The 25,849-nt window shown below is 54.1% G+C and carries 26 protein-coding genes; 16 read left to right on the top strand and 10 right to left on the bottom strand.

Annotated elements, in window-relative coordinates; translation table 11 throughout:
- Positions 1-19 precede the first annotated feature (19 nt).
- Positions 20-1,093, bottom strand: coding sequence for a sugar ABC transporter substrate-binding protein (locus EYY67_RS21080; RefSeq protein WP_095922271.1), 1,074 nt, complete (start codon positions 1,091-1,093; stop codon positions 20-22).
- Positions 1,094-1,394: 301 nt separating this feature from the next.
- Here EYY67_RS21080 and EYY67_RS21075 point away from each other — a divergent pair, with 301 nt between their 5' ends.
- Entirely contained in the window at positions 1,395-2,549 is a 1,155-nt protein-coding gene (locus EYY67_RS21075) for a PQQ-dependent sugar dehydrogenase (RefSeq protein ID WP_131694317.1), read from the top strand.
- Between the two features lie 43 nt (positions 2,550-2,592).
- Here EYY67_RS21075 and EYY67_RS21070 read toward each other — a convergent pair whose 3' ends face one another.
- Positions 2,593-3,876, bottom strand: a complete 1,284-nt coding sequence (locus EYY67_RS21070) for an MFS transporter (protein ID WP_131694316.1) — start codon at positions 3,874-3,876, stop codon at positions 2,593-2,595.
- Positions 3,873-5,294, bottom strand: a complete 1,422-nt coding sequence (locus EYY67_RS21065; RefSeq protein ID WP_131694315.1) for a M20 family metallopeptidase — start codon at positions 5,292-5,294, stop codon at positions 3,873-3,875. The genes EYY67_RS21070 and EYY67_RS21065 overlap by 4 nt, the downstream gene beginning before the upstream one ends.
- A gap of 156 nt (positions 5,295-5,450) precedes the next feature.
- On the opposite strand from EYY67_RS21065, the gene EYY67_RS21060 reads away from it, so the two are divergent.
- Positions 5,451-6,398, top strand: a complete 948-nt coding sequence (locus tag EYY67_RS21060) for a LysR family transcriptional regulator (protein WP_119825168.1) — start codon at positions 5,451-5,453, stop codon at positions 6,396-6,398.
- On the opposite strand, the gene EYY67_RS21055 is transcribed toward EYY67_RS21060, so the two are convergent.
- Both EYY67_RS21055 and EYY67_RS21050 read right to left on the bottom strand, forming a co-directional pair.
- Positions 6,378-7,091: an HAD family hydrolase gene (locus EYY67_RS21055; protein WP_131694314.1), complete on the bottom strand. Its 714-nt coding sequence runs from the start codon at positions 7,089-7,091 to the stop codon at positions 6,378-6,380. The two genes, EYY67_RS21060 and EYY67_RS21055, sit on opposite strands and share 21 nt — an antisense overlap.
- Positions 7,092-7,183: 92 nt before the next feature.
- Positions 7,184-7,525, bottom strand: coding sequence for a GlpM family protein (locus EYY67_RS21050; RefSeq protein WP_095922265.1), 342 nt, complete (start codon positions 7,523-7,525; stop codon positions 7,184-7,186).
- Positions 7,526-7,835: 310 nt separating this feature from the next.
- On the opposite strand from EYY67_RS21050, the gene EYY67_RS21045 reads away from it, so the two are divergent.
- Entirely contained in the window at positions 7,836-9,047 is a 1,212-nt protein-coding gene (locus tag EYY67_RS21045; RefSeq protein ID WP_131694313.1) for a serine hydrolase, read from the top strand.
- 76 nt (positions 9,048-9,123) lie between these two features.
- Here the strand turns inward: EYY67_RS21045 and ybjG are convergent, their stop codons facing one another.
- Positions 9,124-9,729, bottom strand: coding sequence for an undecaprenyl-diphosphate phosphatase (gene ybjG / locus EYY67_RS21040; protein ID WP_095922263.1), 606 nt, complete (start codon positions 9,727-9,729; stop codon positions 9,124-9,126).
- A 493-nt stretch (positions 9,730-10,222) separates the two neighbouring features.
- Between ybjG and EYY67_RS21030 the strand changes: the two genes are divergently transcribed.
- The 3 genes from EYY67_RS21030 (at position 10,223) to EYY67_RS21020 (ending at position 12,681) form a co-directional block, all read left to right on the top strand.
- Positions 10,223-10,510: a hypothetical protein gene (locus EYY67_RS21030; protein WP_095922262.1), complete on the top strand. Its 288-nt coding sequence runs from the start codon at positions 10,223-10,225 to the stop codon at positions 10,508-10,510.
- A gap of 522 nt (positions 10,511-11,032) precedes the next feature.
- Positions 11,033-12,142, top strand: a complete 1,110-nt coding sequence (gene ompC / locus EYY67_RS21025) for a porin OmpC (protein ID WP_095922261.1) — start codon at positions 11,033-11,035, stop codon at positions 12,140-12,142.
- 173 nt (positions 12,143-12,315) lie between these two features.
- Positions 12,316-12,681 (top strand): bleomycin resistance protein, encoded by a 366-nt coding sequence (locus tag EYY67_RS21020; RefSeq protein WP_131694334.1) that lies wholly within the window; start codon positions 12,316-12,318, stop codon positions 12,679-12,681.
- A 215-nt stretch (positions 12,682-12,896) separates the two neighbouring features.
- Here EYY67_RS21020 and EYY67_RS21015 read toward each other — a convergent pair whose 3' ends face one another.
- A complete protein-coding gene (locus EYY67_RS21015) occupies positions 12,897-14,579 on the bottom strand; it encodes an aspartate:alanine antiporter (RefSeq protein WP_131694312.1) in 1,683 nt (560 codons plus the stop codon).
- Between the two features lie 325 nt (positions 14,580-14,904).
- Between EYY67_RS21015 and ybjM the strand changes: the two genes are divergently transcribed.
- Positions 14,905-15,276, top strand: coding sequence for an inner membrane protein YbjM (ybjM, locus tag EYY67_RS21010; RefSeq protein WP_095922255.1), 372 nt, complete (start codon positions 14,905-14,907; stop codon positions 15,274-15,276).
- An 80-nt stretch (positions 15,277-15,356) separates the two neighbouring features.
- On the opposite strand, the gene EYY67_RS21005 is transcribed toward ybjM, so the two are convergent.
- Complete coding sequence (locus tag EYY67_RS21005; protein WP_013575818.1) at positions 15,357-15,623, bottom strand: GrxA family glutaredoxin; 267 nt, start codon at positions 15,621-15,623, stop codon at positions 15,357-15,359.
- Between the two features lie 285 nt (positions 15,624-15,908).
- Between EYY67_RS21005 and nfsA the strand changes: the two genes are divergently transcribed.
- From nfsA to rlmC, 9 genes are all read left to right on the top strand, one after another.
- The gene (gene nfsA, locus EYY67_RS21000; protein ID WP_095922254.1) at positions 15,909-16,631 is read left to right on the top strand and encodes an oxygen-insensitive NADPH nitroreductase; all 723 of its coding nucleotides are present in this window, start codon (positions 15,909-15,911) and stop codon (positions 16,629-16,631) included.
- Between the two features lie 18 nt (positions 16,632-16,649).
- Complete coding sequence (rimK, locus tag EYY67_RS20995) at positions 16,650-17,552, top strand: 30S ribosomal protein S6--L-glutamate ligase (RefSeq protein ID WP_131694311.1); 903 nt, start codon at positions 16,650-16,652, stop codon at positions 17,550-17,552.
- 147 nt (positions 17,553-17,699) lie between these two features.
- On the top strand, positions 17,700-18,182 hold the full coding sequence (locus tag EYY67_RS20990) for a type III secretion system chaperone family protein (protein ID WP_095922252.1): 483 nt from the start codon (positions 17,700-17,702) through the stop codon (positions 18,180-18,182).
- 428 nt (positions 18,183-18,610) lie between these two features.
- Positions 18,611-19,720 carry a spermidine/putrescine ABC transporter substrate-binding protein PotF gene (gene potF, locus EYY67_RS20985; RefSeq protein WP_131694310.1) on the top strand — a complete coding sequence of 370 codons (1,110 nt, stop codon included), beginning with the start codon at positions 18,611-18,613 and terminating at the stop codon, positions 19,718-19,720.
- A gap of 269 nt (positions 19,721-19,989) precedes the next feature.
- Positions 19,990-21,123 (top strand): putrescine ABC transporter ATP-binding subunit PotG, encoded by a 1,134-nt coding sequence (potG, locus tag EYY67_RS20980; protein WP_095922250.1) that lies wholly within the window; start codon positions 19,990-19,992, stop codon positions 21,121-21,123.
- Between the two features lie 12 nt (positions 21,124-21,135).
- On the top strand, positions 21,136-22,089 hold the full coding sequence (potH, locus tag EYY67_RS20975; protein WP_131694309.1) for a putrescine ABC transporter permease PotH: 954 nt from the start codon (positions 21,136-21,138) through the stop codon (positions 22,087-22,089).
- Positions 22,086-22,931: a putrescine ABC transporter permease PotI gene (potI, locus tag EYY67_RS20970; RefSeq protein WP_095922248.1), complete on the top strand. Its 846-nt coding sequence runs from the start codon at positions 22,086-22,088 to the stop codon at positions 22,929-22,931. Before potH ends, potI begins: the two co-directional genes overlap by 4 nt.
- Before the next feature lie 65 nt (positions 22,932-22,996).
- Positions 22,997-23,443, top strand: a complete 447-nt coding sequence (locus tag EYY67_RS20965; protein ID WP_095922247.1) for a YbjO family protein — start codon at positions 22,997-22,999, stop codon at positions 23,441-23,443.
- Between the two features lie 84 nt (positions 23,444-23,527).
- Entirely contained in the window at positions 23,528-24,658 is a 1,131-nt protein-coding gene (rlmC, locus tag EYY67_RS20960) for a 23S rRNA (uracil(747)-C(5))-methyltransferase RlmC (protein ID WP_131694308.1), read from the top strand.
- Between the two features lie 9 nt (positions 24,659-24,667).
- On the opposite strand, the gene fliR is transcribed toward rlmC, so the two are convergent.
- Positions 24,668-25,450 (bottom strand): flagellar biosynthetic protein FliR, encoded by a 783-nt coding sequence (fliR, locus tag EYY67_RS20955; RefSeq protein ID WP_119825013.1) that lies wholly within the window; start codon positions 25,448-25,450, stop codon positions 24,668-24,670.
- 3 nt (positions 25,451-25,453) lie between these two features.
- Positions 25,454-25,723: a flagellar biosynthesis protein FliQ gene (gene fliQ, locus EYY67_RS20950; RefSeq protein WP_095925151.1), complete on the bottom strand. Its 270-nt coding sequence runs from the start codon at positions 25,721-25,723 to the stop codon at positions 25,454-25,456.
- Positions 25,724-25,849: the final 126 nt, after the last annotated feature.

The raw sequence follows: 25,849 nt of genomic DNA, 5'->3' as shown, positions 1-25,849 counted from the left end.
TCCGGGAGGTCGCAGACGATTACTTTTTGTATTTGGCTTCCAGCGTCGCAAACCACGGCGCGGTGAAATCTTCGGATTTACCCCAGCCCGGGATAATTTTGCTCAGACCGGTCACGTTAATGCCATCCGGCTGGCTCAGCAGCAGGGATTGCGGGATGGTTTGTGCCGGGAATTCATAAGTGGCAGGCGTTTTCTCACCGGCAATTTTCAGCGCCACAATACGCAGGTTAACGGCACCGATCAGCTGGGTATCCACGGCGGCGGTCATCTGCCACGGGCTGCCTTTTTCGCGCATCAGTTGCAGATCCTGATTCGACACGTCGATGCTGTAGAGTTTGATCTCGGTACGGCCATTCTCTTTCAGCGCCTTGTACGCGCCCTGACTGAACGCATCCCACGCGCCCCAGATGGCATCAATCTGACCTTTCGGGTATTTCGCCAGGATCGCGCCCACTTTGTTGGCGGTATCACCCTGCACATCAGACGAGACTGCGCCGATGGATTCCAGCTGATGAATGCCCGGGTTCTCTTTCAGGATCGCTTCGTAGGTTTTCTGACGGCGTTCCATGGGCGGGAAACCGGCCACCCACAGTTTGACGATATTGGCTTTGCCGTTGAAATCTTTCACTAACTGACCGACAGAGGCTTTCGCCAGCGAGGCGTCGTCCTGACGGGTCACGGTGACGCCCGGAATGTTTTCCGGCACTTCGGTATCGAACGCGGAAACGGCGATACCGGCAGCGGCGATACGTTTTACCAGCGCTTCGGAATACGGCCCACGGCCCTGAGAAAGGATAATGCCGTCATATTTCTGGCTGATGGCCTGATTGACGAAATCCTGAAATTTGGCGTCGTCGCCATTACTCAGGAAGGTATCGACTTTAAAACCCAGTGCGCGGCCTTGTTTGATAGCACCGGCCAGAAACTGGGTGGTGTTGTCGTCAGAACCCAGATTACGCACCACGGCGATACGCACCGGGCCGCTGTGCTGGGCAATGGCCGCCGGAACAGGCGCTGGCGTTTCACCGGCAGCGAATGCCGGTACGGCAGAAAACAGGCTTAAAGCCAGCAGGGATGCGGATATTTTTTTCATTATGAAACTGCTCCGTCGGACGCGATGTTTTTTCTGGTGTTTTTTTGTAAATCGGGGAAAGCAATACACCTTACCCGATTGAGGATGTACAGAAGTCTGTCTGTCCAGACGTCTATTCTGTTGGGGCAGTTTACCGGTATGTTAAGAAAGAGGGAATGGCTTGTTGTTATTATATTTCGCCGCGCTGTTATTCCTGTTAGTTATAGTGAACGCGCAAGGGACGAGCAAAATCAGGGGCATGGCCTAAACTTTAACTTCACCGTGATCCTTCTTTTCTCAATACACCTCCGGGAGAAGCCCTATGCCATTTCCTTTCCGCGTCCCCTTGTTGCCGGTGTTTGCGCTGGCATTGTTTAGCGGTCATGCCACGGCCGCCGCTCCGCAAGCCCCTGAGTCGCCGCCTTCTGCCGCCACCGACGTTACCGAACTGGCGAAAGGGCTGGCGCATCCATGGTCACTGGCTTTTCTGCCTGATAATCAGGGCGCGCTGATCACCGAGCGCAGCGGGCAGTTACGGTTGTGGACGCAGGACAACGGATTATCCGCACCGCTGAAAGGGGTGCCACGGGTGTGGGTCGCCGGGCAGGCGGGTTTATGGGATGTGCGTTTGTCGCCAGATTTCGCCCGTAACCGGCGGGTATATCTGACCTACGCGCAACCGGGAGAAGTGGGTGAACCCCACGCGGCGCTGGGCTATGGCACATTGTCTGCCGACAATAAATCCCTGACCGGTTTTAAAGCCATTTTCGTGCAGCAACCGGCGTTGCAGAGCGGCATCAATCTGGGCGGACGCATCGCCTTTGATCAGAAGGGCAACATTTTCCTGTCCACCGGCGATAACAACCAGCGCATCAGGGCGCAGCATCTCAATCAGTTGCAGGGCAAAATCCTGCGCCTGACCCCTGAAGGTGGCGTGCCGCAAGACAATCCGTTCGTGAATGATCAAAGGGCGAAACCGGAGATCTGGACCTACGGCAACCGTAACGCGCAGGGGCTGGCGATCAATCCGTGGAGCGGCGCGCTGTGGGAAACGGAGCACGGCCCGCGCGGGGGCGATGAAGTGAACCTGCCAAAAGCCGGTAAAAACTACGGCTGGCCGCTGGCGACTTTTGGTATCAACTATTCCGGCCAGCCGATCCCGGAAGCCAAAGGCACGACGCTGGCCGGGGCGGAAGATCCGATTTATTACTGGAAAGTATCGCCCGCGCTGAGCGGCATGGCGTTCTATCACGCGCAGACTTTCCCGCAATGGAAAAACTCGCTGTTTGTCGGGGCACTGGCGGGAAAATCACTGATCCGTCTGACACTGGACGGCGAAAAAGTCACTCATGAGGAACGGCTGCTCAGTGAACGGAACGAGCGTATCCGCGAGGTGCAGGTGGGCGCTGACGGCTTTGTATATGTGCTGACGGATGAAAGTGACGGCAAACTGCTGAAAGTGGCACCCAAGGATTAACCCTGAAAAAGGCGGGCTGCCATCGCCCGCCTCAGAGAGCACCTCAGCGCTGGGTTCGTTGTGCCTTGAACAGCGCCCAGACACTGAGCAATCCGACCATCATCAGGTAGTAGCCCGGTGCCAGACTGCTGCCGGTGGCGGAAATCAGCAATGTACAAATGAACGGGGCAAAACCACCAAATACCGTCACGGCGACGTTATAGCTGATCGCCATACCGCTGGCGCGGGTGGTGATCGGGAACAGATCCGCCATCATCGACGGCACGGTGGAGAAATACACCGATTTCAGCAGGGCCAGCCAGCTGATCAACAACAGCAACGACATCGCCGACGTGTGTTGCAGCATCAGCCAGAAGGCCGGATACACCGTCAGCAACAGCAGGATCAGTGACCCCCACATCAGCGGCAGGCGACCAATTTTCTCTGCCCACAGCCCCATAATTGGCGTCACCACGGTCAGGATAATCCCGGCTGCCAGCGTGGCGCTGAACCCTGCGGACGCAGGCAGATGCAGCGTTTTGGTGGCATACGTCGGCACGTAGTTCAGCATGTAGTTAATTGCGGTAGAGACCACCATCAGGCCGATCGCCGTAAAGAACAGACCTTTTTGCGCCCGCACGATTTCCTTCAGCGGTGACGCGGTTTTCTCGGCCTTGCTGAAACTTTCCGATTCTTTGATATGGCGGCGGATATACAAACCGACAGGACCAATCAGCAACCCGAAGATAAACGGAATACGCCATCCCCAGTCCTGCAACTGTGTTTCACTCAGAATCGCCGACAACCCCAGACCGAATGCCGAGGCCAGCAATGTGCTTGCGCCCTGCGTCGCGAACTGCCAGCTGGCGATAAATGCCTTGCGCTCCGGGAAGTGTTCCACCAGAAAGGCCGTCGAGCTGCCGAATTCACCGCCCGCCGAAAAGCCCTGGATCAGACGTGCGGCGAGGATCAGCAGCGGCGCAGCCATCCCGATGGTGCCGTAGGCTGGCGTGATCACGATGATCAGTCCGCCCACCATCATCAGGCTGATGGAGAGCAGCAATGAGGCTTTGCGGCCATGTTTATCCGCATACGCACCCAGCACAATGGCACCGAGCGGACGGATAAGGAACGACACGCCGAAACTGCCGAATGTCAGTAACAGGGAAACTGTCGGGTCGGAAGTCGGGAAATACGCATGGGCAATGTAGCTGGCGAAAAAGCCATAAATCGCGATATCAAACCACTCCAGCGCGTTACCGATACAGGTCGCGAACAGGGTCTTCAGCAGATGTGGCTTTTCGGTCACCGCACCTGCGCTGCCTGAAGATGCCGTTAACTGGCTCATTGGTCACCTCCGGCGTGTGCGGCATGTTGCGCGAGCAGGGTGGCACCCCGTTCGCCGAGATCCCAGAGCAGATGGGTCATGATCGCCAGCCCTTCGCGGGCGACGGAAATCAGCATATGTTCGTTGACACCGTGCTGGCCGCAGGCCGGATAGGAATGCGGCACCCACAGCGTCGGCAGGCCGAGAATGTCGGCAAAGACGTCATTAGGCAGCGACCCGCCGAGGTTCGGTAACAAGGCCGGTTTCTTGCCGGTGGTGTGCTGCATGATGTCCAGCGCCCAGCCGACCAGCGGGTCGGTCGGATCAAAACGGGTGGCCGGTGAGCCGCGCATAAATTCCACCTCTACCTGCGGGAAACCCTGCGCATCGAGGTGCGCGCGGACATGTTCTGCCAGATGCTGCCAGTCAGTGCCCACCACAAAACGCAGCTGACATACCGCCGTGGCACTGCCGGGAATGGCATTCATCGGGCGCTGAGGGTTGCCGGTCAGGAAGGAGAGCACCTCCAGCGTATTCCATGCGTACAGCCGTTCAGTGGGCGTCAGACCGGCTTCGCCCCAGTGCGGATCAATTTGCGGATCGCTTTCGCCCCCGCCAACCTCGACATCACTGAGGATCTCGCGGATGGCGTCGCTGACCGCAGGCGGTTTCAGCGCCGCCACCTGCAACTGACCGTGCTGATCCACCAGACAGGCCAGCGCATTGGCAAGCTGGGTGCCCGGATTGGTCAGCAGACCGCCCCAGTTACCGGAGTGGTAGGCGTTGTCGCGCGCGTTAATTGTCAGACGGAAATTCACCGCGCCGCGTGAACCGAGGAACAGCGTCGGGCGCACGGCGCTCAGGCGCGGGCCGTCGGAGGCGAGGAAAATATCGGCGCTGAGCTGGTCGCGGTAATCGCGGCACAGTTCAGCCAGCCCCGGAGAACTGATCTCTTCGCCCATCTCGAACAGCAGTTTGCAGTTGAAGCCCAGACGCCCGCCGCGCGCGTTGAAGATCTGTTCCAGCGCCGCGATATTGATGCTGTGCTGGCCCTTGTTGTCGGCGCTGCCGCGTCCGTACCAGCGGTCGCCTTCCTCTTTCAGCACCCAGGGAGACAAATCGCTGCGCCAGTTTTCGTCGTCACCGAACACGACGTCGCCGTGACCGTAACTCAGCACGGTGGGCAATGCGCTGTCTTCAATGCGCGTGGCAATCAGAAAAGGACGGTTGGCGGCATGTGGATTTTCCACGCTGAGCAGGCTGAAACCCATCGCTGAAAGTGCCGGTTTGATCTCTTCATCAAGATAACGCGCCAGTTCTGCATCGCGCTGATTGCTCTGGCTTTCGGTGGCGATTGCCACCCTGCGTGCCAGAATTCGCTGGTATTCACCCTGATCGAACCAGGCTAATGCCTGTTTTACGATATTTTCCGCTGTCATGAGGAACCTGCTTTTCAATGTTTTGAGGATTTATTGTTGGTTTTTTTAGCAGTTTCACTCTACGTCCCGTGTCAGCGTTGCCACAATAATAATAATTGCAAGTCAGCGTTGCTTTTATTGTAATGCTTGTCTGCACAATGATGAGGCAATACGGTCATGCAAAGTACCGAGATTCGTTATTTTCTGGCGGTGGCAAATACCGGCTCGCTGAGTGCCGCCAGTAAACAGTTGTTTGTGGCGGTATCTGCCATCAGTCGCCAGATCCAGAGGCTGGAAGAACGCATTGGCGCGCCGCTGTTTGAGCGTCACGCACGCGGCATGGTGCTGAACGACGCCGGGCAAATTCTGGAAAACCATGTGCGGAAAAGCATGATGGACATGGAACACGCCATCGCAGAAATTCAGGGGTTAAACGCAGTGCGCCGCACGGTGATCCGCATGGCGTGCACCGACGGGTTGGCGTTTGATCTGCTGCCGCAGATGTTTTCGCAGTTCCGGCTGATCAACCCCGGCGTGATGTTTTATCTCAATGTCGGCACGGCGGCGGAGGTGTCGGAGATGATCCATAACGGCGAGGTGGATCTGGCCTTGCAGTTCAGTCTGGTGGCGGAGCGCGGCGTGGACATCATGGCGTCTTTCCCCGCGCCGGTACGCATGGTGATGCGGCCGGATCATCCGCTGGCTGACGCGGATGTTCAGCTGACGGATTTGCATCCGTATCCGCTGGCGATGAACGAGCAGGGCAGCACCATCCGCCAGTTGTTTGATTTGTCCTGCCGGATGAGCGGGATCTTTCTTGAACCGGCGGTCAGCTGTAACCGTTTTTCGACACTGTACGATTTTATGGTACAGACGCCGGGGGCGATTGCGGCATGCAGTCATTTTTCGATTATGTACAAAGCGCGGCGCGATAACCTGCGGGTGAAACCGGTGAACATCGAACAGCTGAGTCAGCGCACGTTGCAGTTGCAGTCACCGGCAGGGAAGCGGCGGTCGGCCTCGCTGAGTCAGTTTATCGAGTTTATCCGTGATGAACTGACCCGCGAAAACGACGCTTTTATTCGTGATTTTGCGCTGCAACCGTCAGCAGGCGGTTTTTTGTAGCCGGGGATAGCGCGACCAGTGCTGGCTGTTCCAGCCCTGTGCGGCAGCGATTTTTTGCAGCGGTTCGCTGGCATTGATGACCGTTGCCACATCGGCAAATTCCAGCAGGGGCTGATCGTAAAGGGTGTGGCTGTAGGCGAAAATCTGCTGATAAGTTTGTGGCCTGCGGGCGTCCAGCCACACTTTCAGCCGGTCGACGCGCCCCTGATGAAAGGTGAGTCTGCCTTCCACCGTACCGCTGAAACGCTGATTGAGGATGCCGGTTTGCAACCCCAGACCGGCGTCTGCGCCCAGCCTTCTGGCCACCGGTATCACCAGATGTTCGCCGGAATCCGACATAATCAGGATCTCGTCGCCGCGTGCGCGATGCCATTCCAGCTTTTCGCGCGCCTGCGGGTAGACTCGCGGCAGGATATCCCGGTGGATAAACCGCTGAACCCAGTTCGCCACCGTCGCGCAGCTCATGCCACTCATCGGCAATAAAGTCTGAGAAAGATACTGACTGTAACGGGCGGCATAGTGCGGGCAAAACACGCCGCTGGCGGGCGCATTGTGCTGATGAACGGCATGAAGACGATAATGGCTGAGTTCTTCGCGGGAGGCGTAACCTTGCGAAATCAGCCAGTGCAGCCACAGGTTATGGCTGTCGTCACAAATCAGCGTGTGGTCGAGTTCAAATATTGCGAGATCCATGGCGCGGATTCCCTCATCTGAAAGTCTTCATTCAGCGTAGCGCAATTTTTGAGTTCGGGTGTTTTATGTACAATCTTGTCACGCGATCTTCATCAGGCGTGAAAGCGGGTCCACAGCGTGATCAGCAGCCAGGCGGCCAGCGACCAGCAGACCACGGCACAAAACAAGGCATAAGGCAGTTTCATCGAACCGATGAAAAAATACAGCGAAATCAGGTACACCATATAAGGGATCACTGCCCACAATCCGAAAATGATGGTGGTGCGCAGAGCCTCAATATTTCGCTCGGTGCCGACAATATAATGGGCAATCAGGGCAAACGTCGGGAACAACGGCACCAGCCCGGCGATGTAATAATTGCGGGTTTTCGACAGGATGCCGATCAGAATAACCACCAGTGCGCCAATCAGCGCTTTTATCACCAGACCTGTCATGGATGCCCCTGAAAGCGATTCTCCCACGCAGACCTCACGCGGAGATTAACCCCTTTATTGTTATAGATATTTTATATGTATTTGCAGACTAAACTGCCGCACATCAATGGAAGGGTCAAGTGCTGACTGCTTATTTTCCCGCCAGTGAGATGTGCGCAAGCAGCGGAAATCTCTACTATTCTTTAGATCTTTACACTATTTAGGTTTATTCCCGAGCCGGAAAGCAGTAGGTTTTACACCTGACAGAGTTGCACAATCTGATTGAAAGATAAGATAAATTTCAGTTACCCGGACAAAAGCGCTGATACCTATGACTATTTCTTCCCAATTCAAACGGACTTTCATTTACGCGCTGGGCGGTGGAGTTTTGCTGCTGGCGCTTCCTGCCGCTCAGGCGGATAACGGCCCCGTCGCCCCACAGATTAATGCCAAATCCTGGGTATTGATGGATTACAACAGCGGTAAGATCCTGACGGAATCGAACCCTGACGCGCGTCTCGACCCGGCCAGCCTGAGTAAAATCATGGTCAGCTATGTGGTCGGGCAGGCGATCAAATCCGGCAAAATCAAATCCGACGATCTGGTTTCCGTCGGTAACGATGCCTGGGCCACCGGCAATCCGGTGCTGCGCGGCTCCTCGCTGATGTTCCTCAAGCCGGGCGACCGTGTGCCGGTGTCTGAGCTGAATAAAGGTATCGTGATCCAGTCAGGTAACGACGCCAGTATCGCACTGGCGGATTACGTGGCAGGCAGTCAGGATTCTTTCGTTAACCTGATGAACCGCTATGCCGAACAACTGAAACTGCAAAATACCCATTTCAAAACCGTTCACGGGCTGGATGCGGACGGTCAGTACACCTCGGCAACCGACATGGCGTTGCTGTCGCAGGCGCTGATCCGCGATACGCCGGATGAATATGCGCTGCATAAAGAGAAAGAATTTACCTTCAACCACATCAAACAGATTAACCGCAACCGCCTGTTATGGAGTTCAAACCTGAATGTCGACGGCATCAAAACCGGCTACACCTCCGGCGCGGGCTACAATTTGGTGTCGTCGGCCAGTGATCCCAACGGTATGCGTCTGATCGCCGTGGTGATGGGCGCGCCGAGCGACCGTATCCGTTTCAGTGAAAGTGAAAGCCTGCTGACCTGGGGATTCCGTTTTTATGAAACCCTGACACCGATTAAAGCCGGTGATGCCTTCACCAGCCAGCGCGTGTGGTTTGGCGATGAGAAAAAGGTGCCGCTGGGCGTGGCAGAAAATGCCTCGCTGACCATGCCGAAAGGTCAGCTGAAAAACCTCAAAGCCAGCTTCAACCTGACCACACCACAGCTGGAAGCACCGCTGGCGAAAAATCAGGTGGTGGGCACGGTGGATTTCAGCCTGGATGGCAAAGTGATTGAGCAGCGTCCGCTGGTGGCCTTGCAGGAAGTGAAAGAAACCGGCTTTATCGGCCGCATCTGGGACTTCGTGATGATGAAAATCAGCAGCTTGTGGACCAGTGTTTTTGGCAAATAAGGCAGGCTGATAAACAAAAACGAGGCTCAGGTGGCCTCGTTTTTTATGCGTTCATTCGGAGAAATTCAGAGCGTAATCAGTTACGCACCCAGCCCTTCTTAATCGGGAAGGCAAATCCGAAGCGGTAAACCTTACACATCAGCGCGTTAATCGGCTCGCCAAACAGGTTCCATACCAGCTGCGCGAACAGGCATCCCAACATTCCTACCAGGAATCCTCCCAGCATATCCAGCGGCCAGTGAACGCCAAGGTAAACGCGCGACCAGGCGATCGACAGGGCGGTCACCATCAGTAATGCGCCCGACCAGGCGCGGTGCCAGAACATAAAGGCCAGTGCAAAGGTGAAGCTGACGGTACCGTGATCGCTCGGGAAGGAATCATCCGGCGAATGGTGCAGGAAGTTATAGCCAAAGCCTTCGACAAAAGGACGGGCATGCGGGAACAGGGCGGAGATGGCTTTTGCGGTAGACATGGCGAAAAGCAGGGCGATGGCGGTCTTGCTGATCATTTCGCGTTGCTGACCGATACGTTCCTGATGACCCCACAGCCAGAGGCCGATAATCAGCAGCGGAACAATCATGATCAGATCATTCGCCAGAAAAGTGGCCAGTTGGATCAGCGCCTTCGGCGACGCCGGTGTGGCGTTAATCCATAGAAACACTAAATGATTCAGTTGCTCCATTAAACATACCCTCATATGTACAGGCCAAATTAGCCTTCAAAAATTTCCGATAACCTGCTGACATCGCGCAGAAAAATAAGTTCTACGTTAGTTTGTGCTATCTGCAAGGTAAAGGGGGGATCGTCTGAATATCCGTGATTCATTGAATAACGGTATAGTTTCACGATGAAAATGAGTCTAAAGATCAGAACTTAAGGAAGCCTTAAGCAGACGGCCTGAAGAGGGATGCCGGGTGCCCTGAGGAGCCTGTATACTGTAACGAGTGATGTCACAGAAGGGGGCAGAATGGCGATTCGCGATGCGGTCATGGCGGATTCCGGCGTGTCACAGCGCCTGGGAAAAGAGACCTGTCGCCATTATTTTGGTAGTTTGTGGCAAAACGAATGACCGGCGATCGGTTTTTATCAACGTCAGGGGATGCATCAGGCCGCCGGGACAGCCTGTGTTACCGTGACGCAAACCACCAATTTGTGGATCATGAAAAAGGATATCAATGATTAAAATACGTCTGGGCGGTCTGTTTATCACACTGGAAGCCGGGGAAGATATCCCCTACGCGCCGGAATTTTGTGAACATTACACCTACCTTTTTCATCCGGTGGACGGCGGCTATGAAATCCTGCGCTACGATGCTTATTCCGGCTGGCATAAACGTCCCGATCAGTTATTTGAAGACGGTCATCAGGCGTTCGTGTTTGCCTATCAGTCTTATGAAAAAGAGTGGAATCAGACCGACGGCCGTTTAGGCGGGAAAGATCAGCGCCTTGAGCGAATTATGTAAATAACCTTTCTGACATGATGAAAATATAAACGACCACCTGCGGGTGGTTTTTTTTATTTTCAGGGATAATACTGGAATAATCTGAAGGCATTATACTTAACTTTACATTTAATAGCATTTTCCTGACGGTAAAGAGTATTGTGGATATAATTATTCTGTCAGATAAGTTCTGTTCATAACATATTGTTGTGCAGATGTGATGGCGATTTTCCGTGATGATATTTCCCTCTATGATCATGATTAATAGCGTTATATTTCATTTTTTCAGCCTCTGACATCCTCCCGTCGCAGCAACTGTTTAACCAAGCATGTTAATGTTTGTGGCGGCCCTCGTTATTATTCTAAATGCTTCCTAAACGAAAATTATTTCAAATGTTTTCCGGTTGCAACGGAATTTATCCTCGTTTAATTTGACGCTCATCTGCTCCGGGTCTGATGAAGAAATATAACTTCACGGTGGAGAGAAAATAATTTTGTCGCATGACGGCATCGATAGTTTATAAATAATCAAGGATATTGATAATGAAATTACGCGTACTTTCTCTGGTGGTTCCGGCACTCATGATGGCAGGCACTGCGGGCGCTGCTGAAATTTATAACAAAGACGGCAACAAGCTGGATCTGTTCGGTAAAATCGACGGCCTGCATTATTTCTCCAAGGATAACGGCACGGACGGCGATCAGTCTTATATGCGTTTCGGTCTGCGCGGTGAAACCCAAATCAACAGCGAACTGACCGGTTACGGCCAGTGGGAATATCAGGCTTCGCTGAACCAGGCTGAAAGCGATGATGCGAACAACTTCACCCGTATCGGTTTTGCCGGTCTGAAATTCGGCGACTGGGGTTCACTGGATTATGGCCGTAACTACGGCGTGATGTACGACGTCGCGGCATGGACCGACGTGCTGCCGGAATTCGGCGGCGACACTTATGGCGCGGACAACTTCCTGTTCCAGCGTGCTAACGGTGTGCTGACTTACCGTAACCAGAACTTCTTCGGTCTGGTGGATGGCCTGAACGTTGCCGTGCAGTATCAGGGCAAAAACGGCAGCGCGACCGAATCCAACAACGGGCGTGACGTGCTGGCGCAGAATGGCGACGGTTACGGCATGGCGCTGACCTATGATCTGGGCGACGGCTTCAGCGCCGGTGCCGCGATGATGGCTTCAGACCGTACGAATGAACAAAATGGCCGCAACAACCCGGCGATTCTGGGTGACGGCGACAAAGCCACCGCCTACAGCGGCGGTCTGAAATACGACGCGAACAATGTCTATCTGGCTGCCATGTATACGCAAAGCTACAATGCCAACCGTTTCGGCAAGGCAGGCAGCACCGCGTACGGCTACGCGGATAAAGCTCAAAACTATGAACTGGTTGCACAGTACCAGTTCGATTTCGGCCTGCGTCCTTCCGTTGCCTATGTGCAGTCAAAAGGTAAAGACATTCAGGGCTACGGCAACCAGAATCTGACCAAATATGTTGATGTCGGCGCGTCTTATTTCTTCAACAAGAACATGCTGACTTACGTCGATTACAAAATTAATCTGATGGATGACAGCCGCTTCACCCGCAACTCCGGTATTAACACTGATAACGTGATTGCTACCGGTCTGGTTTATCAGTTCTGATAATCCGGCAATGCCCTGAACCCTCAGGGCATCTGCGTCTGCTGTGTCTGATTCTCCCGTCGCAAGGCGGGGGATGACCTTTCTCACAGAATCTCATCGGTCGCTTTCCCCCTCATCTCCGCTCAGGCATCATGGCGTATACGTATCATTCGCATCTGACGCACGGAGCCGCCATGACCGATTACGCCACACCCAATCTTCCTTCCCGTAATTTCGAAGAAACCCAATATTTTTATAGCAGTTTTGGTTTCTCCACCACCTATGTCGATGACGGCTGGCTGATCATGACCCGTGGCACGATTACGCTGGAATTCTTCCTGCATACCGATCTGGATCCGCTCACCAGCTGGTTCAGCTGCTGTCTGCGTGTTGATAATGCCGATGAATTTTTCGATGCGTTTATTGCCGCCGGAATAGGGCAGGATAAGAAATCTCATCCGTGCATTCATCTGCCAAAAATGCAGCCTTTCGGATTGAGAATGGGCGCAATGATCGATATCGACGGCACGCTGGTGCGGGTGATTGAGAATGAGAAATAGGTCAGTCGGGGGGAGTTTCAAAAGCAGAAAAGAAAAAACCCGGCAATCTTGAACCTAACGAGGCGGGATTGACGGGCTCTCCAAATTTGGGGACTTCAAAGAAAAGCAGTGGCACTAATTAAGACTCTGGCTAACTTTAAAAGTTCGCGCGATGTGGCAAAAAATTAAAAAAATTATTGATTTTTTTTTGCCACATTACAGTTCAATGAGTTACGTCATGCGCCGGGCCAGATGATGACGATCAGCGTACCGGCGAGCGTCAGCAATACGTTAGCAATCGCGTAGGTTCCTGCATAACCGAGTGCCGGAATGTTACTGCGCGCGGTGTCACTGATGATTTCCATCGCCGGAGCACAGGTTCGTGCGCCCATGATCGCGCCGAACAATAATGCGCGGTTCATGCGCAGCACGTAGGCACCGAAGATAAAGCAAATTACCACCGGCACCAGGCTGACAATCAGACCGGAAACCAGCATCTGGCCGCCGACCGCGCCAAGCCCGTTATTGATGCCGGCGCCAGCACTCAGACCGACACCGGCCATAAACACCATCAGACCGAACTCTTTCACCATGTTCAGCGCGCCCTGCGGGATATAACCGAAAGTAGGGTGGTTGGCCCGCAGGAAGCCGAGCATGATACCGGCGAACAGCAGACCCGCCGCGTTACCGATGCCAAAGCTGAAGTTTTTAAACTGGAAGGTGATAAGCCCAATCATCAGGCCGACAATAAAGAAGGCGCAGAAGGCCAGCAAATCGGTGAGCTGACTGTGAACCGAAATAAACCCGATGCGCTCTGCCACGCTTTTCACGCGTTTGGCGTCCCCGCTGACCTGCAACACATCCCCTTTATTGAGGACGATGCTGTCGTCGATCGGCATTTCAATCTGGCTGCGGATCACGCGGTTAAGGAAACAACCCTGATCGGTCAGGTTCAGCTGACTCAGACGTTTGCCGACCGCATGGTTATTCTTGACCACCACTTCTTCGGTCACGATCCGCATGTCCAGCAGGTCGCGGTCAAAAACTTCCTTACCGTTTCTGAAACTCGGGTCGAGACGCGAATGCGCGTCCGGATAACCGACCAGCGAGATTTCGTCACCGACCTGCAAGACTGCGTCACCGTCCGGCGTCGCCAGAATGCCGTTACGGCGGATACGTTCGATGTAACAACCGGTCTGGCGGTAAATGCCCAGTTCGCGCAGGTTTTTGCCGTCGGCCCATGCCACCAGTTCCTGTCCGACGCGGTAGGCGCGGATCACCGGCAGATAGACTTTGCGTTTGCTGTCGGTATCCAGACCCCGTTCGCGGGCGATTTGCTGGGCGCTGGTCGGTAAATCCTGATGTTGCAGCTTCGGCAGATAGCGTGCGCCGAAAATCAGGCTGACCAGACCGATAAGATAGGTCAGGGCGTAGCCCAGACTCAGGTTGTCCAGTTCAGGGCCGAGCAGCTTATTGCCGCCCATGGTGTTACGCAGCGTGTCTCCGGCACCGACCAGAACCGGCGTCGAGGTCATCGAACCCGCGAGCATACCGGCGGTAAGACCGATATCCCAGCCGAACACTTTGCCCAATCCGAGCGCCAGCAACATGGCGCTGCCGACCATAACCAGTGCCAGCATGAAGTAATTTTTGCCGTCCCGGAAGAAAATGGAAAAAAAGTTGGGTCCGGCTTCGACGCCGACACAAAAAATAAACAGCATAAAGCCGAGGTTGAGCGCTTCCGTATTAATACTGAAATGCTGCTGACCCAGCAGAAGGGAAACCACTAATACGCCAATAGAATTTCCGAGCTGGACGGAACCCAGGCGAATTTTCCCCAGGCATAAACCCAGTGCCAAAACCACAAATAATAACAGGATGTAATTCCCGTTTAACAAACTAGCGACGTTTATATTCACAAGGATAACTTATTGTTTACCAACAAATTCTTGATATAGGAGAATGTAAAGGATAAATTCAGAACCGGAATATTCCTACTCTTGCTGACACTTTCTGTCACTGAATCAGGTGGAGTGGAAAAGCGGGTTTCGGGCGTCATTTTAGTCACAGAACGCCGGTTCAGCCAGAGAAAACCCCGTATAAATCTTCTGAAAGCTTTTTTTGTGTTTCGCGGGAGTGCGTGACACCTCAGGGAAGTGAGCCAGAAGGCTCCGACAGGTAAGAAAGAACACATTTGTGCTGCAGATAACCTGTAAATCTCGCCAACTTTAAGGAGGAAGTAAAATGGCAATTTGGCGAAAAGTGGTAGCCCCGTTAATTTGTTGCATAATATTCTTAATTATATTTCTTTTATTAAAAAACGGTTGGATTATTGTTAGAAATGTCGCGCCGGGGCCAGAATACGGCCTGTTATTATTTATGATCCCGGGGGTGATTGCGTCGCTGATTTCCCGTGATTCGGCGATATTCTCGTCTTTTGTCGGCGGGCTGGTGTCCATTCCTGTTTGTTTTTTATTGCGCATGGCGTTTTACCCGCGCGTTCGTCCGCTGGTTCAGGAGCTGGCTTATGCCACCAGCGCGATATTTTGGTGTGTTCTGGGAGCCATACTGGTGCAACTTCTGGTCATCGCTTACCGGCAGTTCAGGCAACACTGACAGATGATGAGGTCGGGGCAATAAAAAAGGCGCTCAGTGAGCGCCTTTTTGCTGTGTGTCAGTCTTTATTTTTTTGCGGATCAGTTGCTGAACAACGCCAGATGCTCTTTGGCATAGGCTTCAAAATCAGTGCAACCGCCGATGTGTTTCTGATCGAGGAAAATCTGTGGAACCGTTTCTACCGGTTTGCCCACGGTTTTTTCCAGGTCGGCTTTAGTGATGCCTTCCGCATGGATGTCGATGTAACGGAAGTTGAAATCATCACGTTCTTCAGTCAGTTTTTCAGCCAACTCTTTAGCGCGTACACAATAAGGACAGCCAGGACGCCCGAAAATTACTGCAAACATGGAGACTCCTTTGTTAATGCCAACGAGATAAATGAAAGGGGAGTGTCGTTTTTGTTATCCACATCACCTTTTTGATGTCGCTACTATGCCTGTTGCAAACCATAAAAAAAAGCAGGAATTACCTGTCAGTCCGATACCTTTGACCTATCTAAATGAACCGGCAGTCATTTTTAGCCGCCGCACATTGTTACAGCTATTGATGCCACAATCCTTGCAAACAGTGCTCACAGCATGAATGATTGGGACGACTGTTTTTATTTACCGCTACCGTTCAGGAATTTTTAAATGACGCCGACTATCGATCTTCTGCGCTCACACCGCTCCATTCGTGCCTTTACCGACCAGCCGGTATCCGATGAGCAGCGCGAAGCCATTATCGCCGCCGCTCAGGCCGCTTCCACGTCCAGCTTCCTGCAATGTTCTTCTATTATCCGGATCACCGATCCTGCGCTGCGTGAAACGCTGGTGCAGTACACCGGCGGACAAAAATATGTCGCCAGTGCCGCCGAATTTTGGGTCTTTTGCGCCGATTTCAACCGTAACTGGCAGATTAACCCGGAAGCGGAACTGGGGCTGGCGGAACAACTGCTGCTCGGCTGTGTGGATACCGCGCTGATGGCGCAAAATGCCATGACCGCCGCAGAATCGCTCGGTCTGGGCGGTGTGTTTATCGGCGGGATACGTAATCAGGTCGACGATGTGGTGAATCTGCTGAAATTGCCGAAATTTGTCATGCCGCTGTTCGGTTTTTGCATCGGCACACCGGCGCAGGATCATCAGGTTAAACCGCGTATGCCGCAGTCATTGCTGGTGCATGAAAACGCCTATCAACCGGTCGATAAAGCGGTGCTGGCGGACTATGACGAACAATTAAGTCAGTATTATCTTCAGCGCGACAGCAATGCCCGTCGCGATACCTGGAGTGATCTGATCATGCGTACACTGAAAAAGGAACAGCGTCCGTTTATGCTGGACGCACTGCACAAGCAAGGCTGGGCAACACGCTAATCGGCGACGGAGTGTCGGATGAAAATTGCAATTCTTTCCCGTGACGGGTCTTTGTATTCGTGTAAGCGCCTGAAAGAAGCGGCGGAGTCCCGCGGCCATGAGATCGACATCATCGATCCTTTGTCCTGCTATATGAATATCAATCCCGCCGCGCCAAGCGTGCATTATCGCGGGCGGCAACTGGATAAATACCATGCCGTGATCCCGCGAATCGGCTCTGCGATTACCTTTTATGGCACCGCCGTGTTGCGCCAGTTTGAGATGCTGGGCAGTTTTCCGCTGAACGAATCGGTGGCGATCACCCGCGCGCGCGATAAATTGCGCTCAATGCAGATTCTGGCGCGCGAAGGTATTGATTTACCGATCACCGGATTTGCCAATGCCCCTGATGACACGTCCGATTTGATTGCGCTGGTCGGTGGTGCGCCGCTGGTGGTGAAACTGGTGGAAGGCACGCAGGGTATCGGCGTGGTGCTGGCGGAAACCCGTCAGGCGGCGGAAAGCGTGATTGATGCCTTTCGCGGGCTGAATGCGCATATTCTGGTGCAGGAATATATCCGCGAAGCCGAAGGGCGCGACATCCGTTGTCTGGTGGTGGGTAAAAAAGTGGTGGCGGCCATTGAACGGCAGGCCAAGCCGGGGGATTTCCGCTCCAACCTGCATCGTGGCGGCACGGCCAGTAACGTCAAAATTACCCCGGAAGAGAAAGATATTGCCATCAAAGCGGCGCTGACCCTCGGGCTGGATGTCGCAGGTGTCGATATCCTGCGCGCGCATCGCGGGCCGCTGGTGATGGAGGTCAATGCGTCGCCGGGGCTGGAAGGGATTGAAACCACCACCGGCCTCGATATCGCCGGGATGATGATCGACTATATTGAGCATAGAGCGCGGCCGGGATTTCGTCTGAAATCCGGCGGCTAAATCTTATTTCACCGCGTTAATCACCATCAATCCGCTATTGATCGTAGCGCCGGACAGTAATATTCCGTAAGCTATAACCCCTTCGTAATGCTGACGGCGTTGCGAAGGGTTTGTTTTTTTCGTTGTGTTGAACTCGTGAGGCATTTTATGGATTCGCTCATCGTCCCTGATTTGGCGCTGCTGCGGCGCTGGCTGGATCAGCTGGGCATCTCTTTTTTCGAGTGTGATTCCTGTCAGGCTCTCCATTTGCCGCATATGCAGAATTTTGATGGCATTTTTGATGCCAAACTCGATATCGTCGACAACGTGATTTTGTTCTCTGCGCTGGCCGAAGTAAAACCGACGGCGCTGATCCCGCTGGTGGCGGATTTAAGCTCGATTAACGCCAGCTCGCTGACCATCAAAGCGTTCGTGGATATTCAGGATGATAATCTGCCAAAACTAATTGTCTGCCAGTCGCTGACCATCGCCGTGGGCGTGACCGAAGAGCAGTTTGCCTTCTTCCTGCAACAGGCAGAAGAGCAGATGTCGATGATTATTCTCGAAGCACATGCCAATGACCTGCTGTTTCTCGGCGATGAAGAAGAAGGGGTTCCGGTGACGTCCGTGAACCTGCCGCTGTTGCATTAAGCCTGACCCGGCTGTTCGTTATTCCCCTCTGAAGATCCTTTCCTGCGAGCCGTGTTTATTGCGGCTCCGCTGCCTTTATTCGCTTTCGCCATAAGTTATGCTGCCTTGACGGCAGTGTTGCCAGATATTTCACTTTGTTAAAAGGCAAAATGCCAGACGGTATAGACCAAATCTGCATAATTAATCGATAAACGCCGGTTTTGTCTCAGGAGGCTGGTACGCAGGGGTTGCAGGCGCTATTCTTCTGACTCTGCATCACGCGTGATTACGTCGTAAAACCAAACGGTTAATTCGCAGGCAGCGTATGCGCCAACATTGAATGTCTATGCACATGTCGTGGAGGACAGTTGGCTTTGTGTGAAAGGTTTTGTATCAGTCTCAGTGATACAAATTCAATTTTATATTCCCTGTCTTGGAGGTAGTAACGGATGTTCACCCTGCGTAAAAAGTGGTTATCGGGTGTTGTCGCCGGCCTGGTCATGGCTGCGTCCGTCACAGCGTCTGCGGAAGAAAAAACGCTGCATATCTATAACTGGTCCGATTATATCGCGCCAAATACCGTGCCTGATTTCCAGAAGGAAACCGGCATTAAAGTGGTTTACGACGTCTTTGACTCCAACGAAGTGCTGGAAGGCAAACTGATGGCAGGCAGCACCGGTTTCGACCTGGTGGTGCCATCAGCCAGTTTCCTTGAGCGCCAGCTGGCAGCGGGTGTATTCCAGCCGCTGGATAAGAGCAAACTGCCCAACTACAAGAATATGGATCCTGAGCTGCTGAAAATGGTGGCGCAACATGATCCGGGCAACAAATACGCTATCCCTTATCTGTGGGCGACCACCGGTATCGGCTATAACGTCGATAAAGTGAAAGCCATTCTCGGTAAAGATGCGCCGGTAGACAGCTGGGATCTGGTGCTCAAGCCTGAAAACCTTGAGAAACTGAAAAGCTGCGGCGTGTCATTCCTTGATGCACCGGCGGAAATCTATGCCACGGTGCTCAATTACCTGCATCTGGATCCGAACAGCACCAAAGCGTCCGATTACACCGGTGCGGCCAACGATCTGCTGCTGAAATTGCGTCCGAACATCCGTTATTTCCACTCTTCCCAGTACATTAACGATCTGGCGAACGGCGATATCTGTGTGGCGATCGGCTGGGCAGGCGATGTCATGCAGGCGTCAAACCGCGCGAAAGAAGCGAAAAATGGCGTGAACGTGGCGTACAGCATTCCGAAAGAAGGGGCGCTGGCCTTCTTCGACGTGTTTGCTATTCCGGCGGATGCGAAAAACCTCGATGAAGCCTATCAGTTCCTCAACTACCTGATGGAACCGAAAGTGATCGCGCAAATCAGTAACACCGTTTACTACGCCAGCGGCAACAAAGCCGCGACGCCACTGGTGAACGAAGAGGTGCGCAACAACCCGGGCATTTATCCACCGGCGGATGTGCAGGCGAAACTCTTCACCCTGAAAGTGCAGGATCCGAAGATCGACCGGGTTATCACCCGTTCGTGGACCAAGGTCAAAACCGGCAAGTAATACTCTTCATCCTTCAGGCTGCTTCTGCGTTGGCTGCGTGAACGCGCCCCGGTCACTGACTTGTGTCAGCTCCCGGGGACTTGCTCACTTGCCGCCTTGATGCAACCAGAATGATTTTGAGTATCGTTAACGCGGCTCCGCTTATTGATGGCGGGGCCGCTGACGTTTTATTTCCGGCTGTATTTTGGGCATAGAGATCAGGCACTTTTCCCCCTGACTGTTATGCTTATTTGAACTGCTTTTTTTTCTGATACCGGAGATTTCTCTGAGTGAACGACGCTATCCCCCGCCCGCAGCCTAAGTCCCAGAAGGGTTTCACGCCTTTACTGGAGATCCGCAATCTGACCAAATCTTTTGATGGTCAGGCCGCCGTCGATGATGTGAGCCTGACCATTTATAAAGGCGAGATTTTCGCACTGCTCGGCGCGTCCGGCTGTGGGAAATCCACGCTGTTGCGTATGCTGGCCGGTTTTGAGCCGCCGACGCAGGGACAAATCGTCCTGGATGGTGTTGACCTGTCGCAGGTGCCGCCGTATCAGCGGCCGATCAATATGATGTTCCAGTCCTACGCGCTGTTCCCGCACATGACCGTGGAGCAGAACATCGCCTTCGGTCTCAAGCAGGACAAACTGCCGTCGGCGGAAATCAAAAGCCGCGTGGCCGAAATGCTGACGCTGGTGCATATGCAGGAATACGCCAAACGTAAGCCGCATCAGCTTTCCGGCGGTCAGCGTCAGCGCGTGGCATTAGCGCGCAGTCTGGCGAAACGGCCAAAGTTATTACTCCTCGACGAACCGATGGGCGCGCTGGATAAAAAGCTGCGTGACCGTATGCAGCTGGAAGTGGTGGATATTCTTGAGCGTGTTGGCGCGACCTGTGTGATGGTCACGCACGATCAGGAAGAAGCGATGACCATGGCCGGGCGCATTGCCATCATGAACCGTGGCAAATTCGTGCAAATCGGCGAGCCGGAAGAAATCTACGAGCATCCTACCAGCCGTTTCAGTGCCGAATTTATCGGCTCAGTGAACGTATTTGAAGGCGTACTGAAAGAACGTCTGGACGATGCACTGGTACTGACTTCGCCGGGGCTAAAGCATCCCCTGAAAGTCGATCCGGACGTGTCGGTCGTGGACGGCGTGCCGGTGTTCGTTGCGCTGCGTCCGGAAAAAATCATGCTGTGCGAAGAGGTGCCGCAGGACGGCTGTAACTTCGCGGTCGGCGAAGTGGTCAACATTGCGTATCTCGGCGACCTGTCGATTTATCACGTCCGGCTGCACAGCGGTCAGATGATTACCGCGCAATTGCAGAACGGTCACCGTTTCCGCAAAGGCATGCCAACCTGGGGCGACGAAGTGCGCCTGTGCTGGGAAGCCGACAGCTGTGTCGTGCTGACTGTTTAAGGGGGGATGAAAATGTCTGTGATCTCCGAACAACCGGCCAGCAAACCTCCGGGCGGATTCAAAGCCTTCACCGGGCGTCTGCAACAGCGTCATGGCCGCAAGCTGGTGATCCTGCTGCCGCTGGTGTGGTTCCTGCTGCTGTTTTTACTGCCGTTCCTGATTGTCTTCAAAATCAGTTTCGCCGAAATGGCGCGCGCGATCCCGCCGTATACCGATCTGGTCACCTGGTCAGACGGTATGCTGGATATCGCGCTCAACATTGCCAACTACATCGGGCTGACGCAGGATCCGCTGTATATCGATGCCTATCTGCAATCGCTGCAAGTGGCGGCGATTTCCACACTGCTTTGTCTGCTGATCGGTTATCCGCTGGCATGGGCGGTGGCGCACAGCCGCACCTCGACGCGCAATATCCTGCTGTTGCTGGTGATCCTGCCGTCGTGGACATCGTTCCTGATCCGCGTCTATGCCTGGATTGGCATTCTCAAAGACAACGGCGTGCTGAATAACGTTCTGCTCTGGCTGCATGTGATCGACCAGCCGCTGGTGATCCTGCACACCAATCTGGCCGTGTATATCGGCATTGTGTACTCCTATCTGCCGTTTATGGTGTTGCCGATTTACACCGCGCTGATCCGTATGGATTACTCGCTGGTGGAAGCGGCGCAGGATCTCGGTGCACGTCCGATGAAAACCTTCTTCAAAGTGATTATGCCGCTGACTAAAGGCGGCATTATCGCCGGTTCGATGCTGGTCTTTATTCCGGCGGTCGGGGAATACGTGATCCCGGAGCTGCTCGGCGGGCCGGACAGCAATATGATTGGCCGTGTGCTGTGGCAGGAATTCTTTAACAACCGCGACTGGCCGGTGGCTTCAGCGGTGGCGGTGGTCATGCTGTTGCTGCTGATCATGCCCATTCTGTGGTTCCAGAAATACCAAAACAAAGAGCTGGGAGAGAAAGAATGAATCAGTTACCGGTTGTCCGTTCGCCGTGGCGAATTCTTATTCTGGTGCTCGGCTTTACGTTTTTGTACGCCCCGATGCTGATGCTGGTTATTTACTCATTCAACAGCTCGAAGCTGGTAACGGTCTGGGCGGGCTGGTCTACCCGCTGGTATACTCAGCTTTTCCATGATTCAGCGATGATCAGCGCCGTCGGCATGAGTCTGTCGATTGCGACGGCAGCGGCGACCATGGCGGTGATTGTCGGCACGCTTGCGGCGGTGGTGATGGTGCGTTTCCGACGTTTCCGTGGTTCCACCGGGTTTGCGTTCATGCTGACCGCGCCGCTGGTCATGCCCGATGTCATTACCGGTCTGGCGTTGTTGTTGCTGTTTGTGGCGATGGGGCACACCTTCGGCTGGCCTGCGGAACGCGGCATGTTCACCATCTGGCTGGCGCACGTGACGTTTTGTAGTGCGTACGTTGCCGTGGTGGTGTCGGCGCGCCTGCGTGAACTGGACCGCTCGATTGAAGAAGCCGCGATGGATTTAGGTGCCGCGCCGCTGAAAGTGTTCTTCATTATCACGTTGCCGATGATTTTACCGGCGCTGATTTCCGGCTGGCTGCTGGCGTTTACCTTGTCGCTCGACGATCTGGTTATTGCCAGTTTCGTCGCCGGACCCGGCTCGACGACCTTACCGATGCTGGTGTTTGCCAGCGTGCGTATGGGCGTCAACCCTGAAATCAACGCACTGGCGACACTGATCCTGCTGGTAGTGGGCATCATTGGTATGATTGCCTGGTGGTTTATGGCGCGGGCGGAAAAGCAGAGAAGAAAGGAAATTCAGCGCGCACAACGCGCTTAAATTTAAAGATAATGTCAGGGCGGATTTTTCCGCCCTGAAGGTAAATGGAGAGCCCAAACGGATTTATGAAACTGGCATTTATCCCTGTTCCCGTCATGATCGGCGCGTCGGCGATTGTCGCCACACGCTGTCTGGAATTCATTTTGTTGTTCGATGCGATGGGCTTTTCAGGGCTGATGAGTTTTATCGAGGTCAGTGCAGAATCCTGGCTGAACTGCTTCATTATGCTGGCGAGCCTGCTGATTGTTCTGATCGAATGCCGTGCCGCGTATGCGATGATGCGCGCCCGCCGCTGGGGACGTCGGGCATTTATCGGCTGTCAGGTGATTGTGGTCGGTTACATGATGCTGGCGTCATTTGACTGGTTCGGGCCACGTATCTTTCGCTTTAACGTTGAAACACAGGGCGAGTTTCTCTCTTCGCTGCTGATGCAAAAAATCCCTGATATCGTGGTGTTGCTGTTGTTATATCTGCCCGCCAGCAGCCGCAGATACTTTTCCCGTAACAAATAGCCACGACGTACATGAGCCTTTCCCGCCGCGCAGTGATAAACTGCGCGCCAGTTTTTCCCAGCATTCGATGACCGGAACATTTTCATGCATTGCGCACTTTACACCGCAGGAACCTGCCGTTCCTGCCAGTGGCTCGACAAACCTTATTCACAACAGTTAGCCGACAAGCAGCAAGATCTCAGTGACCTGCTGTCCGATTTGCCGGTGGGTGAGTGGTGTGAACCGGTCACCGGCCCGGAAAGTGCGTTTCGCAACAAAGCCAAAATGGTGGTCAGCGGCAGCGTGGAGCGTCCGTTGCTGGGCATGTTGCATCGTGACGGTACGCCGGTAGATTTGTGTGATTGCCCGCTGTATCCGGCCAGCTTCCCTGCGGTGTTTTCCGTGCTCAAAACCTTCATCGCCCGCGCCGGTCTGACGCCTTATCACGTGGCGCGTAAACGCGGCGAACTGAAATTCCTTCTGCTGACAGAAAGCCAGAAAGACGGCGGCATGATGCTGCGCTTTGTGCTGCGCTCAGACACCAAACTGGCGCAACTGCGGGCCGCGCTGCCGTGGCTGCAACAGCAGTTGCCGCAGTTGACCGTGATTTCTGCCAATATCCAGCCGGTGCATATGGCGATCCTCGAAGGCGACACCGAAATCCCTCTGACGGAGGTTCAGCGGCTGGAAGAAGACTTTAACCATGTGCCGCTGTTTATCCGCCCGCAGAGTTTCTTCCAGACCAATCCTGTGGTGGCTGAAAAACTCTACGCTACGGCGCGGGACTGGGTGAGGGCGCGGGGTGATATTCACAGTATGTGGGATTTGTTCTGCGGCGTCGGCGGTTTTGGTCTGCACTGCACAACGCCGCAGATGAAACTGACCGGTATCGAAATCAGCGCCGAAGCCATTGCCTGCGCGAAGGAATCGGCGGCGCGTCTGGGGCTGCAAAACGTAGAGTTTCAGGCGCTGGATTCCACCGGTTTTGCCACCGGCAAAGGCGAGGTACCGGATCTGGTGCTGGTGAATCCGCCACGCCGGGGTATCGGTAAAACCCTGTGTGACTATCTCAGCCACATGGCGCCCGACACCATTCTCTATTCCAGCTGTAATGCTAAAACCATGGCGCAGGATCTGGCGTTATTGCCGGATTATCATATCCTGCGTGTCCAGCTTTTCGACATGTTCCCGCATACCGCGCATTACGAAGTGATGGCACTGCTGGTCCGGCGTTAAGCCTGTCCGTCAGCCCGCCAGCTGATTCACGATCAGCACAATCTTATCCAGAATCTCACTGAACAGATGCTCGCTGAATGGCGCGAGCATCGGCATCATCAGGCTGATGGCCAGAATGCCGATGCTGAGCGTCAGCGGGAAACCGATCACGAAAACGGAAAGCTGAGGCGTCATGCGATTTAACAAGCCCAGCGCCATATTGAGGGTCAGCAGCAACGTCACAATCGGTAACGCCAGCATCATGCCGCCGCTGAACACAATGCTGCCGGCTTTGGCGACCGCCATAAATCCTTCCGCGTTCACCGGATTCAGACTGATGGGCAGGGTATGGAAACTGTCTGCCAGCAGGGAAATCAGCCACAAATGGGCGTTAAAACTCAGGAACAGCAACACCGCCAGCAGGTTTAAAAACTGCGCCAGCAGCGGGGTGTTGAGACGGTTGCTCGGGTCATAGAACGTCGCGAAGGAAATCCCCATCTGCAATCCCATGATCTCACCGGCCATACGGATGGCGGCAAACGCCAGTTGCATGGTGATGCCTAACGCGGTACCGATCATGATTTGCTGCATCGCCAGCCACAGCGCGGGCGTGGAGAAAATCGGCGTTTCCACCGGCGGCAGGGACGGTGCGATCAGAAAAGTAATCATCATGCCAAGTCCGAGTTTGACCCGGTTAGGCACCGATTTCTCGCTGGTGATAGGGGCGGTGCTGATCAGCGCCAGAATTCGCAGCAGGGGCCAGAAATACATGCTCAGCCAGCCGGCTAACTGGGTGCTGTCGAAGGAAACCATAGATTACCCGATGATGTAGGGCAGGTTGGAGAACAACGTGCGGATGTAATCGAGCAGCAGATTCAGCATCCACGGGCCTGCAATCACGATAGTGGCGACAACGGCCAGAATTTTCGGGATGAAGGACAGCGTTTGTTCGTTGATCTGTGTCGCCGCCTGCAACAGGCTGACGATAAGCCCGGTCACCAGCGCGGCCAGCAATAAAGGCGCAGCAACGGCTAATGCCACTTTCATCGCCTCGTTACCCAGTGCCATTACCGATTCAGGAGTCATAAGATTCTCGTAAAAGAAGACGGTCAACTCCCTCCCCTGCGAAGGGGAGGGTTGGGGTGGGGTATTAATGGCAGCTCAGAATTTGAAGTTGCCTGTAAAACCCCCTCCCGTCCTCCCCCATCGCAG

Origin of the sequence: Rahnella victoriana (assembly GCF_004330295.1) — a bacterium.
Classification (GTDB): Bacteria; Pseudomonadota; Gammaproteobacteria; order Enterobacterales; family Enterobacteriaceae; genus Rahnella; species Rahnella victoriana.
Note: the sequence above shows the minus strand (reverse complement) of the source record. Positions and strands in the feature narration are given on the sequence as shown.